11 protein-coding genes are annotated in these 14,804 nt (G+C 55.4%); 10 read left to right on the forward strand and 1 reads right to left on the reverse strand.

The genetic code is table 11. The features are described from left to right. The first annotated feature begins 193 nt into the window (after nt 1–193). Entirely contained in the window at nt 194–1,981 is a 1,788-nt protein-coding gene (recQ, locus tag ACSHSR_RS02020; protein WP_370629027.1) for a DNA helicase RecQ, read from the forward strand. Here recQ and ACSHSR_RS02025 read toward each other — a convergent pair. Continuing rightward, on the reverse strand, nt 1,963–3,726 hold the full coding sequence (locus tag ACSHSR_RS02025; protein WP_144218859.1) for a diguanylate cyclase domain-containing protein: 1,764 nt from the start codon (nt 3,724–3,726) through the stop codon (nt 1,963–1,965). The two genes, recQ and ACSHSR_RS02025, sit on opposite strands and share 19 nt — an antisense overlap. Nucleotides 3,727–4,196: 470 nt before the next feature. On the opposite strand from ACSHSR_RS02025, the gene leuA reads away from it, so the two are divergent. The 9 genes from leuA to prs all read left to right on the forward strand — a co-directional run bounded on the left by leuA (nt 4,197) and on the right by prs (nt 14,794). Further along, nucleotides 4,197–5,765 (forward strand): 2-isopropylmalate synthase, encoded by a 1,569-nt coding sequence (gene leuA, locus ACSHSR_RS02030; RefSeq protein ID WP_025888145.1) that lies wholly within the window; start codon nt 4,197–4,199, stop codon nt 5,763–5,765. Continuing rightward, on the forward strand, nt 5,762–6,856 hold the full coding sequence (gene leuB / locus ACSHSR_RS02035; protein ID WP_025888147.1) for a 3-isopropylmalate dehydrogenase: 1,095 nt from the start codon (nt 5,762–5,764) through the stop codon (nt 6,854–6,856). Before leuA ends, leuB begins: the two co-directional genes overlap by 4 nt. Next, nucleotides 6,856–8,265, forward strand: a complete 1,410-nt coding sequence (gene leuC, locus ACSHSR_RS02040) for a 3-isopropylmalate dehydratase large subunit (RefSeq protein ID WP_107111599.1) — start codon at nt 6,856–6,858, stop codon at nt 8,263–8,265. Before leuB ends, leuC begins: the two co-directional genes overlap by 1 nt. A gap of 1 nt (nt 8,266) precedes the next feature. After that, entirely contained in the window at nt 8,267–8,872 is a 606-nt protein-coding gene (gene leuD, locus ACSHSR_RS02045; protein WP_144218861.1) for a 3-isopropylmalate dehydratase small subunit, read from the forward strand. A gap of 507 nt (nt 8,873–9,379) precedes the next feature. After that, nucleotides 9,380–10,726 (forward strand): outer membrane protein transport protein, encoded by a 1,347-nt coding sequence (locus ACSHSR_RS02050; RefSeq protein ID WP_044733538.1) that lies wholly within the window; start codon nt 9,380–9,382, stop codon nt 10,724–10,726. A gap of 243 nt (nt 10,727–10,969) precedes the next feature. Further along, nucleotides 10,970–11,440 (forward strand): nuclear transport factor 2 family protein, encoded by a 471-nt coding sequence (locus ACSHSR_RS02055; protein ID WP_144218863.1) that lies wholly within the window; start codon nt 10,970–10,972, stop codon nt 11,438–11,440. A 26-nt stretch (nt 11,441–11,466) separates the two neighbouring features. Continuing rightward, entirely contained in the window at nt 11,467–12,972 is a 1,506-nt protein-coding gene (glpK, locus tag ACSHSR_RS02060) for a glycerol kinase GlpK (protein WP_025888149.1), read from the forward strand. Nucleotides 12,973–13,061: 89 nt separating this feature from the next. Next, on the forward strand, nt 13,062–13,775 hold the full coding sequence (locus ACSHSR_RS02065; protein WP_037475415.1) for an NUDIX hydrolase: 714 nt from the start codon (nt 13,062–13,064) through the stop codon (nt 13,773–13,775). Nucleotides 13,776–13,927: 152 nt separating this feature from the next. Beyond that, nucleotides 13,928–14,794, forward strand: a complete 867-nt coding sequence (gene prs / locus ACSHSR_RS02070) for a ribose-phosphate diphosphokinase (RefSeq protein ID WP_170946761.1) — start codon at nt 13,928–13,930, stop codon at nt 14,792–14,794. Nucleotides 14,795–14,804: the final 10 nt, after the last annotated feature.

Genomic DNA, 14,804 nt, shown 5'->3' on the forward strand with positions numbered 1-14,804 from the left:
CTGTTGTTGTTTTTTAGAGCAATCAATCTAACGCTAATATGGCCGTTTGCCTAGTCCGGGCGGAAAAATCCCCTCTTGGCTGGCACTCTGGTGTTGGCTTCATTTAGAATAGCGGCCTCTTCTTTGGACACAGACAGTCATGGATCAGCCGCTGAGTATCGCTCCCGAGAGCCTAAATCATCCCCAAGACCCTATGCAGCAAGCCTTGCAGCAGGTATTTGGCTACCGCACTTTCCGTGAAGGGCAGCGCCAGGTGATTGAACGTGTGATGGCCGGGGAAGACTGCATGGTGATCATGCCCACCGGCGGCGGCAAGAGTCTGTGTTACCAACTGCCCGCATTGTTGATGCCAGGGCTGACCCTGGTGGTTTCGCCGCTGATCTCCCTGATGAAAGATCAGGTCGACAGCCTGCTGCAGACTGGGGTCAATGCTGCTTATCTCAACTCATCCTTGCCCAGGGAGCAGAGCCTCAAGGTGCTGCGCCAGTTGCATCAGGGGGAGATCCGCCTGCTGTATGTCTCGCCGGAGCGCTTGCTGCAGCATGAGTTTATTGAGCGGCTGCAATCCCTGCAGCTGTCGATGTTTGCCGTGGATGAGGCGCACTGTATCAGCCAGTGGGGCCATGATTTTCGCCCCGAATATGCCCAGCTTGGCCGCCTGAAACAGCTGTTTCCCGGCGTGCCTGTAATGGCGCTGACCGCCACCGCCGATAAGGCGACCCGGGATGATATCTGCCAGCGGCTCAATATCGCCCCCTATGTGCTTCTTTCCAGCTTTGATAGGCCGAATATTCGCTACACAGTGGCGGAAAAGCTTAACGCCGCCAATCAATTGCGCCAGTTTATCGCCGCGCAAAACGGCGCCGCCGGGATTGTTTATTGCTCCAGCCGCCGCCGGGTCGATGAAGTGGCCGAAAGGCTGCGGTTACAGGGCTATGCCGCCGAAGGCTATCATGCCGGTATGAGCAGCGACGAGCGCGCCAGTGTCCAGGACAGATTTCTCAAGGAACAGTTGGATATAGTGGTGGCCACGGTCGCCTTTGGCATGGGGATCAACAAGTCCAACGTGCGCTTTGTGGTGCATTACGATCTGCCCAAGAGCATAGAGGCCTACTATCAGGAAACCGGCCGCGCTGGGCGAGATGGTCTCGAGGCCGAAGCCTTTATGTTGTTCGAGCCCGCCGATATCGGCCGGGTGCGCCACCTGATTGAGCAGGGTGAACCCGGGCCGCAGCAACAGGTGGAACTGCATAAACTCAATACCATGGCGGCCTTTGCCGAAGCCCAGACCTGCCGCCGCCAGGTGTTGCTGCACTATTTCGATGAGCCGGCGCTGGAGCCCTGCGGCAACTGTGACATCTGCCTGGACCCGCCGAAACGCTACAACGGCACCGAGGATGCACAGAAGGTGTTGTCCTGCATATATCGCTTGGGGCAGAAGTTTGGCATGAACCAGCTGATAGAGGTGCTCAGAGGCTCCAAATCGGCCGCCGTGGTCGACCGGGGGCACGACAAGTTATCCACCTGGGGTGTCGGCAAAGACAAGAGCCATGAACACTGGCTCAGTGTGACCAGGCAGCTTATCCATTTGGGGCTGGCGAGCCAGGATATTACCCGCGGATCGAGTATTCGCCTGAATCCGGCCGCCAGGCCTGTGCTCAGGGGCGAAGTTGCACTGATGTTGGCCGAACCCAGAATTGACTTGCATGTTACCCGCAGGCGCAACGTCAGCAGCAAGGCGCCACTCAACTACGATCGCAAGCTGTTTGCCCGCCTCAAGCAGTTAAGGCGCAGCATAGCCGAAGAGCAGGACGTACCGCCCTATCTGGTATTCAACGATGCAACCCTGGCGGAAATGGCGGCGATTTTGCCTACCAGCCAGGGCGAGATGTTGGCGGTCAATGGTGTTGGTGAGCGCAAGTTGGCCCGCTTTGGCGATCAGTTCCTCGACGAGATAGAGGCTTATCTCGCCGGTGACTGATGTTGCTCGGCGGCTTTCTGCTGACTGAGTTGGTTGACGCCGGCACGCTTCACCAGGCTATCCAGGGTATCTGGCTGCTGCAGCGAGGCCACTCCAATGCGCACGGCATGAGCCACTTGCCAGCTCTGCACTATCGGCTTGAGTTGCTCGCTGACCTGCAAGGCGCCCTGGACCGAGGTGTAGGGCAGCAGGATCACTATCTCATCCATACTGTAGCGCAGCAGTCTGTCTTGCTCTCTGAGTTTCTGTTCCAGCGCCCGCTGCAGGGCGGAAAGATCCACCTGACGTATATGGCTGGTACTCAGCAATAACAGGCTCAAGGGGTAGTTGCCCTTCTTGGCACTGCTGAGCATGGCATCCAGCTGCTGGGCCGCAGGCAGTTTTTCCAGTGCCACGGTACTCGGTTGTTGCCAGCGGTTACGGCGACTGACCAACCAGATCAGCGCACCTATGATGGCGAGTGTCAGCACAGAGATGGTGCCGTAGGCCTGGCTCAGTTTGGAGCGCTGATTGGCACTGGCAAGACGAATGTTCTGCTGGGTTTCTACCTGCAACTGCTCCTGCTGGCTGAGCCTGGCCTTGTATTGCATAAAGCGGGTATTGTTGAGCTGCTTTTGGGCCTCGGCCGCGGCCTGGGCCGCCAGTTTCATCGCCTCGTATGCCGGTTTGAACTCTGCTCTTTCGGCGTAATAGTCACTGATAAGCTGTTGGGTATAGGCCACTTCATCGGCCAGTTGCAGCTGCTCGGCCTGTTGCGCCGCCTGCATCAACAGCCTTATGCCTTCATCGTCGTTGCGCTGGGCGAGACGTACCCTGGCCAATAGCCGGGTAGCACGCATATAGTTGTTTACTTTGCCTTGTTTTTCATAGGTCTGCAGGGCAATACCCACTAACTCGTCGGCAATCTCGGTTCTGCCCCTGGCGAGTTCTATCACGGCTATTTGGCTGTAACTGTTGGCAAGCTCCAGCGGTGAGCCTATCTCGGGCAGCAGTATTTTGGACTGTTTCAGCAGGCTGTCGGCTTGGGCCATATCCTCTTGCGCCAGCGCGACTCTGGCGGCCATCAATAACAGCACATGGCGAACCTTGCCTTTGGCTTCATCTGTGTCCAGTGCCAACTTGAGATAGTAGGCCGCTTGGCGCAGGTCGCCGGTGGAATACATCAGGCTGGCCATGTCGCCGTAAACATAGGCCAGAGGTGGCCATAGCCAGGACGGATTTTGACTGCTGATATCCGGGTAGATGTCCAGCGCCAGACGCAGATCTTCGATGGCGGTGCCATAGTTGCCAAGGTCGTTTTCCAGCTGGCCCTTGAGTCTCAGGGCGTTGACCAGAGCCTGGGGTTGGTTGTGGCGTTTGGCCTGCTCAATGGCGCCGTCGAGTAACAGCAGTGATTGTTTCAGATCGTCGAAATTGGCATAGGCATCGGCGCGGCAAATTTGAAAATAACTGTCTGCCTGTTCCAGCCTTAGCTGCTTGGCTCTGGCTTCTCCCAGTTCGGCCAGATTGATGGCGGCGCCGTTGTCTCCTAATTGCAGTAGTGCTTCACATTTAAATAACTGTAATCTCAGCACTTGAGCCTGGCTCAACTCTGAGGCCTGACGCTCAAGCTCGTTGATTTGGGTCAGCGCCAGCGTAGGATATTGATAGAGGGTGTTGGCCAGTGTGTCCAACCGCTCCGCGGCCCAAAGCACACAAGAAAATGACCACAGGAGCAAGCTCAGTGCCAAGAGGCGAAAATCCATTTTTTCTCCGCTGAGTGAAGGTGAGTTTTGCCGGGCGAAACCGTGTTGAGATAATAACTATTTTTTATCATTTTTGGCACAAAAAATGATGCTATCGGCAAGATTTTATTCATCTATTTAGCTTTGGATCACCAAGGCTTGAATGGTGCAAATCAGCACTTTAAGCCGAAATTTTCAACTGATGCTGAGAAATATAGGCTTGACAGCGAGCAAGGAGGCAGTTAATTATTGAACCCGGTGGGAAGAATATAAACCCACTTTTAACGAATTTTTATCTGGTATAGAACGGCTAAATGAACCCACAAATGCAACTGTCTCTCCTCCTCCTTACTCTCGCAGTCCCTGCGCGGAGGAGCTAGACTTGCACGTCGATTAGCAAGCCAGAACTCAAAACCCCGCGCCAGAAACCGCGGGGTTTTTTGTTTCTGGCACGGGAAAAATCAATCGAAACCCCTGAATGGAGAATCCAGATGTCTGACAGAGTGTTTATTTTCGATACCACATTACGGGACGGCGAGCAGGCGCTGGCTGCCAGCCTGACAGTGAAAGAAAAACTGCAGATAGCCATGGCTCTCGAGCGCCTGGGGGTCGACATCATGGAGGTGGGGTTCCCGGTTTCCTCTCCCGGCGACTTTGAGTCGGTACAGACCATAGCACGTACCATCAAAAACAGTCGGGTCTGCGCCCTGTCGCGGGCACTGGAGAAAGATATCGACGCTGCGGCCCAGGCCTTGTCGGTCGCGGATCAGTTCCGCATTCATACCTTTATCTCAACTTCAAATATCCATGTGCAGAGCAAACTGAAACGCTCCTTCGACCAGGTGCTGGAGATGGCGGTAGGGGCGGTGAAGTATGCCAGGCGCTTTACCGATGATGTGGAGTTTTCCTGCGAAGACGCCGGCCGGACTCCGATAGATAATCTGTGTCGCATGGTTGAGGCGGCCATCGAAGCCGGTGCCCGCACCATCAATATTCCGGACACAGTGGGCTATACCATTCCCAGCGAGTTCGGCGGCATTATTCAAACTCTGTTCAACCGGGTGCCCAATATCGATCAGGCGGTGATCTCTGTGCACTGCCATGACGATTTGGGGTTGTCGGTCGCCAACTCCATCATGGCGGTGCAACAGGGGGCCCGGCAGATTGAGTGTACAATCAACGGCATAGGTGAAAGAGCCGGGAACTGCTCACTGGAAGAGATTGCCATGATCCTGGCGACCCGCAAAGACATCCTGGGGCTGGAGACTGGCATCAAGGCTCAGGAAATTCACCGCACCTCCTCCATGGTGAGCCAGCTATGCAATATGCCGATCCAGGCCAACAAGGCGATAGTGGGCGCCAATGCCTTTACCCATTCATCCGGTATCCATCAAGACGGCATGTTAAAGGCGCAAAACACCTATGAAATCATGACACCTGAGAGCATAGGCCTGAATCGCAATCACCTGAATATGACCTCACGCTCCGGCCGCCATGTGATCAAGCATCGAATGGAGCAGATGGGTTATTCAGAGCAGGATTATTCATTGGATCAACTGTACGACGCCTTCCTGAAACTGGCCGACAAGAAGGGTCAGGTGTTCGACTATGACCTGGAGGCCTTGGTGTATATGGAGGGCCGGGCGGCGGCCGACGACCACTTCCAGTTGCAGCAGCTGGTGGTGCAATCCGACTCTACCGAGGGCATGGCCACCGCCACTGTACGTATTGAAGCCGCCGGTGAGGTAGTGACCGAAGCCGCCACCGGCAATGGCCCTGTGGATGCCGCCTATAAGGCGATAGCCCGTGCCAGCGGTCAGAGCGTAGATATCTGCAGCTATAAGTTGAGCGCCAAAGGCGAAGGCCAGAATGCGCTGGGGCAGGTGGATATAACGGCTCAGTATCAGGGGCGCAATTTCCACGGTGTCGGCTTGGCTACCGATGTGGTCGAGGCTTCGGCCGCGGCCCTGGTGCATGTGATGAACCTTATTCAGCGCGCCGACCAGGTGGCGGATCATAAACAGAAAATACAACAGAGAAAGGAGTTGGGTGGCGTATGAGTTATCAGATAGCGGTATTGGCCGGCGACGGCATAGGCCCGGAAGTCATGGCCCAGGCCCGTAAGGTGCTGACGGCGGTAGAGCAACGTTTCGGCCTGGCAATGGAGTACGCCGAATATGATGTCGGCGGCATAGCGATAGATAACCATGGCTGCCCGTTGCCGGCATCGACCCTGGCCGGCTGTGAAGCGGCAGATGCAATTCTGTTCGGCTCGGTAGGCGGCCCCAAATGGGAAAAACTGCCTCCCAATGAACAGCCCGAGCGCGGCGCGCTGTTGCCACTGAGGGGCCATTTCGGCTTATTCAGTAACCTGAGACCGGCCAAGTTACATCAGGGGCTGGAACATCTGTCGCCGCTGCGCGCCGATATCTCGGCCAAAGGGTTTGATGTGCTGTGCGTGCGTGAACTGACAGGCGGTATCTACTTTGGCAAACCCAAGGGGCGTCAGGGGGAGGGCGAGAGCGAAGAGGCGTTTGATACCATGAGATACAGCCGCGCCGAGATCCGCCGTATCGCCCATATCGCCTTCGAGGCCGCCCGCGGCCGCCGCGGCAAGGTGACTTCGGTCGACAAGGCCAACGTGCTGGCCTGCTCGGTACTTTGGCGTGAAGTGGTGGAGCAGGTCGCGAGCGAGTATCCGGATGTGGAACTGGAACATATCTATATCGACAATGCCACCATGCAACTGCTGCGTCGCCCCTGGGACTTTGATGTGATGCTGTGCTCCAACCTGTTCGGCGACATACTTTCCGATGAAATCGCCATGTTGACCGGCTCCATGGGGCTGTTGTCATCGGCTTCCATCAACAGCAGTGGTTTTGGTCTCTATGAACCGGCCGGTGGCAGTGCCCCGGATATTGCCGGCATGGGGATTGCCAACCCGGTAGCGCAGATACTGTCGGCGGCCTTGATGTTGCGCCACAGCTTACAGCAGGAAGAGGCGGCGGCAGCGATAGAGCGCGCCGTTGGCAAGGCGCTGGCAGATGGCTTCTTTACCTGTGAGTTGCTGGCGCCGGAGCAGCGGGATAATGCCAAGACCACGGCAGAGATGGGCGACTATATCGCCAATGCGATTCGGGAGGGGGTGTAATGGGCAAAACATTGTATGAAAAGGTGTGGGATGCCCACCTGGTGGCGACGCCGGCGGGGGAAGCACCGATTATTTACGTCGACCGTCATCTGGTGCACGAGGTGACCTCACCCCAGGCCTTCAGTGGTCTGAAGATGGCCGGGCGCACACTTCGGGCACCGGATAAGACCTTTGCCACCATGGATCATAACACCTCGACCAAGAGCGCCAGTCTGGACGCCTTGAGCCCCATGGCGCGCACTCAGGTTGAAACCCTGGCACAGAACTGTCGCGAATTCGGTGTGCGTTTGTATGACATTCACCACCCCAATCAGGGCATAGTGCATGTGATGGGGCCTGAGCTGGGCATTACCCTGCCGGGTACGGTTATTGTCTGTGGCGATTCCCATACAGCTACCCACGGTGCCTTTGGCGCGCTGGCCTTTGGTATTGGCACCTCAGAGGTAGAGCATGTGCTGGCCACCCAAACGCTGCGGCAGCTCAAGGCCAAGACCATGAGAGTTGAGGTCAAGGGGCAACTGGGTGAGGGCATTACCGCCAAGGATGTGGTACTGGCGATTATCGGCAAGATAGGCATGGATGGCGGCACCGGCTATGTGGTGGAGTTTTGCGGTGATGCGATTCGCGCCCTGTCGATGGAGGGGCGCATGACGCTGTGCAACATGGCGATTGAGATGGGTGCCAAGGCCGGCATGGTCGCGCCGGATGAAACCACGTTCGCCTATCTTGAGGGACGTCAGTTTGCGCCCAAGGGCCCCGATTGGGATGCCGCCCTGGCAGCCTGGAAGACGCTCAAGTCCGATGAAGATGCCATCTTCGATGCCTATGTGGAGTTGGAAGGCAGTGAAATCGCGCCGCAACTGACCTGGGGCACGAATCCGGGCCAGGTGGTGGCCATAGATAAACCTGTGCCCAACCCCGCCGAGGAGGCCGATGCCACAGTGCGCGGCAGTATGGAAAAGGCGCTGAATTACATAGGTTTGACGCCGGGCACCCTGATGACGGATGTGGCCATCAACAAGGTCTTTATCGGTTCATGCACCAATTCGCGCATCGAAGATCTGCGTAGCGCCGCGGCGCAGATCCGTGGTCGGCGGGTGGCTGACGGCGTGACCGCCATAGTGGTGCCGGGCTCGGGACAAGTGAAGGCTCAGGCCGAAGCCGAAGGCTTGGACAAACTGTTTGTCGAGGCCGGGTTTGAGTGGCGCTTGCCGGGCTGCTCCATGTGCCTGGCGATGAATGATGATCGCCTGGAAAGCGGCGATCGCTGCGCCTCAACCAGTAACCGTAACTTTGAGGGGCGGCAGGGACGCGGCAGTCGTACCCATCTGGTGAGTCCTGCCATGGCAGCCGCTGCCGCCATTGCCGGGCACTTTGTCGATATCCGCCACGCTGGCCAGGAGAAATAAAATGCAGGCTTTTACTATTCATCAGGGAATTGCGGTGCCATTGGATAGCGCCAATGTGGATACGGATCAGATCATCCCCAAACAGTTTCTGTCCAAGGTCACCAAGGATGGCTTCGGTGTCCATCTCTTTCACGACTGGCGCTATCTGGACGATGCCGGTGAGCAGCCGGATCCTGCCTTTGTGATGAACCAACCCAGATATCAGGGAGCCTCTATTTTACTGGCGCGGGAAAACTTCGGTTGTGGTTCCAGCCGTGAACACGCGCCTTGGGCCCTGGCCGACTATGGTTTGCGGGTGATTATTGCGCCCAGCTTTGCCGATATCTTTTACGGCAACGCCATCAATAATGGGTTATTGCCGGTGATCCTTGAGGCCGCTGAGGTGCAGCAGTTGTTTGAGGAGGTAACGGCGACCGAAGGCAGTGAAATCAAAGTCGACCTGCAGCAGTGCCAGGTTGTTTCACCCTCCGGGAAACACTTTGCATTTCAACTGGCTGAATCTGCCCGTCATAAGCTGCTCAATGGATTGGATGCTATCGGCCTGACTCTGTCCCATGAGCAGGCCATCGCCGATTATGAAGCCGGGCTGCCGGGCTGGCGCACCTAATCCCGCCTGTTATTTCAGCGTACACTTGTACAAGAGCAGACCAGTGGCTTGGTAACAGGTCTGCTCTCTTGTGTTCCAAACAAGCATGTTGACTGTAATTACCTATAATTTATTTTTTAAAAACATTTGGTTATAGGTTTTGTTCATAGGGAAGTAGACTGCAACTTTGAATGCTTAGTGATTTATGCTGTTTGTCTGACTTGAATTAAGTGAACAAGTGTTTTTATGGTTAGTTGATAATTTATAGTTATTTTTCAAATTGATAGTTTTGTTTTCTTTTGGATTTCAATACTTTTCAGCAAACATCAATGCCGTTCCCTCTCTGTTTTAAGCACCTACAGAGTGACTTGTGTCACTTTTTTGTCTTTCTTTCTCGATTTTTGTGGTTGTTTATCCTGTTTTTTGCTTGCTGCTTGCAAAGATATTCTGTGTCAGTAAACTGCGCCGCAACAAAATGGAGTTATTACTCTATTCAGAAATTGCTAAATAAACAGACAGAGAATAACAATGAAGAAACAACTTATTGCTGTCGCCATTGCGGCCAGCTTTGTGGGAGCAACGACTCAGGTTCAAGCAGCTGGTTTCCAACTGGCAGAATCTTCAGCGACCGGACTTGGACGTGCCTTCGCCGGTGAAGCGGCCATGGCCGATAACCCTGCGGCTCAGGGGCGTAACCCTGCCATGCTCAGCTATCTTGAAGGTCGGCAGATCTCTGCCGGTGCCATCTATGTGATGCCGGAAGTTGACGCCTTGGGTCAGGTTTCGTTGGCGTCGCCTTTATTGCCTCAGGCCATGACCATGAATGCCGATGCATTGGATGTGGCTGACAACGCTTTAGTGCCTAACTTCTATTACTCCAACCAGCTCAACGACAGCTGGACTTGGGGTTTGGCACTGAACTCCAACTATGGTTTGTCTACCGAACTGCCGGCCGCCCATGCCGCCTCCATTTTTGGTAACAAGACAGCGGTGACTACTGTAGAGCTGAACACCAATATTGCTTACCGCATTGATGAGCACTTCACTGTGGGTGCCGGTCTGCGCGGTGTGTATGGTGACGGTGAGATCGGTGCTTCGGTTCCTGGCTGGATAGAAGGTGTTCGTGCTATCCCTGGCTTGCCGGCAGAGGTGACTTCTCGTCTGCCTGCCGCCGGCACCGAGCTCAAGCATCTGGAAGGTGATGACTTTGGTTATGGTTGGCAGCTAGGTGCCAGCTGGCAGATCAATGCTAATCACCGCCTGGGTATCGCCTATCACAGCCGGGTTGAGCTGGATCTGGACGGCCAAGCCCGTGGCGCCCTTTATACCGGCGGTACAGCCGAGGTTGAAGGCTACCTGCCATTGGAGCTGCCGGCATTTGCCGAGCTGGCTTCTTACCATCAGTTGACTGACAACTGGGCGATGCACGCCAGCATCAACTGGACCGACTGGAGTGTGTTCAACAAGCTGGTGGCTTATTTCCCTGGTGAGCAGAAGCCTATCGGCGGCCTGGAATCCGATCTGGTGAAGGAAGAAAACTTCAAAGACAACTGGCGCTTTGCTCTGGGTACCAGCTACCAGCTGAACAACGAGTGGTTGTTGCGTGCCGGTGTGGCCTTGGATAAGACAGCGGTTGACGATGAATACCGTACTATCACTATTCCAGATACCGACCGTCTCTGGTTCAGCGTGGGTGCCGGTTATGCACCCAGCAAGAACCTGACAGTGGATCTGGGTCTGACCTATATCCGTGCCCACGGTGATGCCCCTATCAACGAGACTCAGGATCTGATGGGCCTGGCTCAGGTTGCCTTCCAGGGCGATGCCAGCGGCCACGTCTGGTTGGCGGGTCTGCAAGTGACCTATAAGATGTAATACCATTCCGGCCAAGGAATGAGACAAGAGCCCCGCCAAGCGGGGCTTTTTCATATCTGGCCAAGTCTGGCTCAAGGCGGTGTTAAACTTGGCGCGGCTGCACTCAGGGCTGTTTAATCGCTGGTGGAGCGAGATCAGGGCTGTTTAATCGCTGATAGGAGCGCGCTCAGGGCTGTTTTATACTTGGCGTGGCCGAGCTCAGGGCTTATATTCATGCTATTGCCAACAAAAAATAATAAGCCCATGAAATATCCATTCCTGTTTGCCAGTACTATCTCACTGATTTCAATGCCGAGTTTGGCCGAGTCAGATCCTGTCAGTATGTTTATTCAAGGTTTCAATGAGCAAAAGATTGAGCTGATGTTGGCGCAAACCACGGAAGACGTGACTTGGTTTAATGTCAGCATCACCAAGGTCGATCTGCAGGCTTCCGGGCATTCGGAATTGGGCGCGGCTATGACCGACTATTTTCAAACTTTGCCGGGGGCCAAGGCCAGTATTCTTGGCTCGCTGAGCTCGGGTAACTATGTCAGCACCCTGGAAAAGGTCAGCTGGCAGCAGGATGGCGAGCAAAATAGCCAATGTAATATGGGCGTTTATACCTTGAGGGGCGATAAGATTGCCGCCGTCTGGTACTACCCGGCGCAGGAGTGTGATATTCCCGAAGCGGAAATCGGCTTACCCCGAGGCGATCAGCCTTGGCAGCAAAATTAATTCAGCCAACCCAAGAAAGCTTTCACGTGCAAAAGAAATATATTATTGCCCTGGATCAGGGTACTACCAGCTCACGGGCGATTATTTTCGATCAACAGGCCAATATCGTGGCCGTCTCCCAGCGAGAGTTCAGTCAGCACTACCCGCAACCCGGCTGGGTCGAGCATGATCCCATGGAAATCTGGGCATCCCAGAGTTCGACACTGATAGAGGTCATCGCCCGCGCCGGGATCCACAGTGACGAAGTGGCGGCCATCGGCATTACCAATCAGCGGGAAACCACTGTCATCTGGGATAAGCTCACAGGTAAGCCAGTTGCCAACGCCATTGTTTGGCAGTGCCGGCGCAGCAAGGAGATCTGTGAGCAGCTCAAGGCCGAGGGGCTGGAGGACTATGTCCGCGACAATACAGGTTTGTTACTGGATCCCTATTTTTCGGCCACCAAGATTAAGTGGCTGCTGGATAATGTCGAGGGTGCCCGCGAGCGGTCCGAAAGAGGCGAGTTGCTCTTTGGTACTATCGACAGCTGGCTGGTATGGAAGCTGACCGAGGGCAAGGTGCATGTGACCGACCCCACCAATGCGTCGCGCACCATGCTCTACAATATCCACAAACAATGCTGGGATCAGACCCTGTTACAGGCGCTGGACATCCCTGCTTCGTTGTTGCCCGAGGTCAAGCCGTCGATGGCTATCTATGGCACAACCCGGATTGCCGGTGAGGGCAGTGAAATTCTCATCGCCGGCATGGCCGGGGATCAGCAGGCGGCGCTGTTCGGCCAGCTGTGCGTCGAACCCGGCATGGCCAAGAATACCTATGGCACCGGCTGCTTTTTGCTGATGAACACAGGTGACAAGGCGGTGCGCTCAGAGCATGGGTTGCTGACAACTGTGGCTGTAGGCCCCAAGGGCGAGGTGCAATACGCGCTGGAAGGCTCGGTATTTATGGGCGGCGCGACCATACAGTGGCTGAGGGACGAATTGGGGCTTATTCGTGATGCCCAGGACACAGAGTACTTTGCCTCCAAGGTAGAAGATACCAATGGGGTTTATCTGGTGCCGGCATTTGTCGGGCTGGGAGCCCCTTACTGGGACGCCAACGCCCGTGGCTCCTTGCAAGGATTGACCCGCGGCGTAAACCGCAACCACATCATACGTGCGGCGCTGGAATCCATCGCCTATCAGAGCCGGGATCTGCTGGATGCCATGAGTAAAGACAGCGCTGTTGCACTCAAGCAGCTGAGGGTGGATGGCGGCGCCGTGAGTAATGACTTCCTGATGCAGTTCCAGGCCGATATCACAGATACTCAGGTACTGCGGCCGGCCTTGACCGAAACTACCGCCATGGGAGCGGCATTTTTGGCCGGTCTTGCCTGTGGTTTCTGGGACTCGGTGGAAGATCTTTCTCACCGGAGCGATGTTGAACGTTGCTTCGAGCCGGCCATGGATGAAGGACGGCGGGAGCTTTATTACCGCGGTTGGCAGAAGGCAGTGGACCGTTGTCGCCACTGGCATGAAACCGACGAACTGTGATGTGCCGGGTGGTTTCTTGTCGGCTGTTATTGTCTCCCATTGAATAGTGACTCAAAATAGTGCCCCAAAGACACCAAAGTGAGCCCGCCATGACAGTGACGACCGAAGCCGAATATCTGGCGCAATACAATATCCATGATTATCCGCTGCCGTTGACCAGTGTCGATAGCGTGCTGCTCTGTGTGCGAGAAGGGGAATTGTGTGTGCTCTTGGTCAAGCGTTCCGGGTTTCCCTGCAAAGGGATGTGGGCATTGCCGGGAGGCTTTATCGATCTGCAGCAGGATGAGGATATCGATGCTTCGGCCAAGCGCAAACTTAAGCAAAAGACCGGCATAGTGCCACCCTACCTGGAGCAGTTACAGAGTATAGGTAATGGCCGCCGGGATCCCAGAGGCTGGTCGGTCACCATCAGCTATTATGCGCTGATGCCTCATCTTGAGCCCGTCATGGAAGGGTCTGAAGAGAGCCGCTGGTTCAGCTTGCAGTCGCTGCCCGAACACTTGGCCTTTGATCACGCCGATATCATAGCCTTGGCACAGGAGCGCTTACGCCAAAAGGCGCTATACAGCCTGGTGGCGGCTTTTGCCCTGCCGGAATTGTTTACCCTGGCCGAGTTGCAGCGAGTGCATGAAGCCATTCTGGGTAAGCCACTGCAGAAGAAATCTTTCCGGCGGCGAATCGAGCAGGCCGGCGTGCTCGCCCCCTGTGGAGAGGGCCGGGTCGAAGTCGGTCGCCCACCCCAGCTCTACCGGGTATTGCCTGAAGCTGCCGATTATCGCTTTGTACGCAACCTGGAAGCTTGAAACTTCATTTGAGCTTCTTTGGTTTACCACTATCTTATCCATTGTTTTAATTCTTCTTTTTAGATAAGTGTCCTTTTGACTCAAAATAAGCTTGACCACTCCAGCTCGTTGCTTTAGATTAAGTGTCACTAAGACACTTAATGGTGAGCGATATGGATATCAGTATTGAGCTAGTAAACAAAGATGCAACCCGACAGGCTTTGACTGTTGAGCAATGGCAGTTTGCTGGTGGTGAGCAGCATGTGCGTCTGGCGGGTTTTGATGGACAACAGGTACAGAGCGCGATTATCTACGCCAGGTTGCAGAGCAGTGATGCCATCATGCAGCTGCTGCTGATCAAAGATGCTTTGGACCGCGCCGCCCCCGGCATTCAGGTTTCACTGCAACTTCCCTATTTCCCCTATGCCCGCCAAGACAGGGTTTGCGTCGCCGGTGAGGCCTTTTCCGCCGCCGTGATGGCGGGGTTGCTGCGAAATGCCGGCTTCAGCCAGATCCGCTGCTGGGATCTGCACTCGGTGGTCAGTGAGCAACTGCTGGAGGCCGAGCAGGTACATCAGGCGCAGCTGGTTTGTCAGTTTGCGCAGCTGAAGCAGTGGCTGCAAACCCACCAGGCGGCACTGCTGGCGCCGGACAAGGGCGCTAGCCACAAGATAGCCAAGGTTGCCGATGCGCTGAGTACCGCCGGGATTGAGGCCGAAGTGTTTCAGGCCAGTAAACGCCGGGATCCGGCGACGGGCGCCATATTGGCATCCGAGTTGGACGCCGATGTCGCTGGCCGCAGTCTGCTGATCCTGGATGATATTTGTGACGGTGGCAGAACCTTTATCGAGCTGGCGCGGCTTTTGAAACAAAAAGGCGCCGCCCGAGTGGGACTCTATGTGACCCATGGCCTGTTTTCCCGCGGAATCGAACCGCTGGAAGGTTTGATTGATGCCGTGTTTACCACAGATTCTGTGTGCCCATTGCATCCGTTTGAGTCGCAAATTGTCGAGCTGCACACCTTGAAACTGTTTGAATAAAAGGAGTTTA

The sequence above is a fragment of the Shewanella sp. VK101 genome (genome assembly GCF_056497865.1).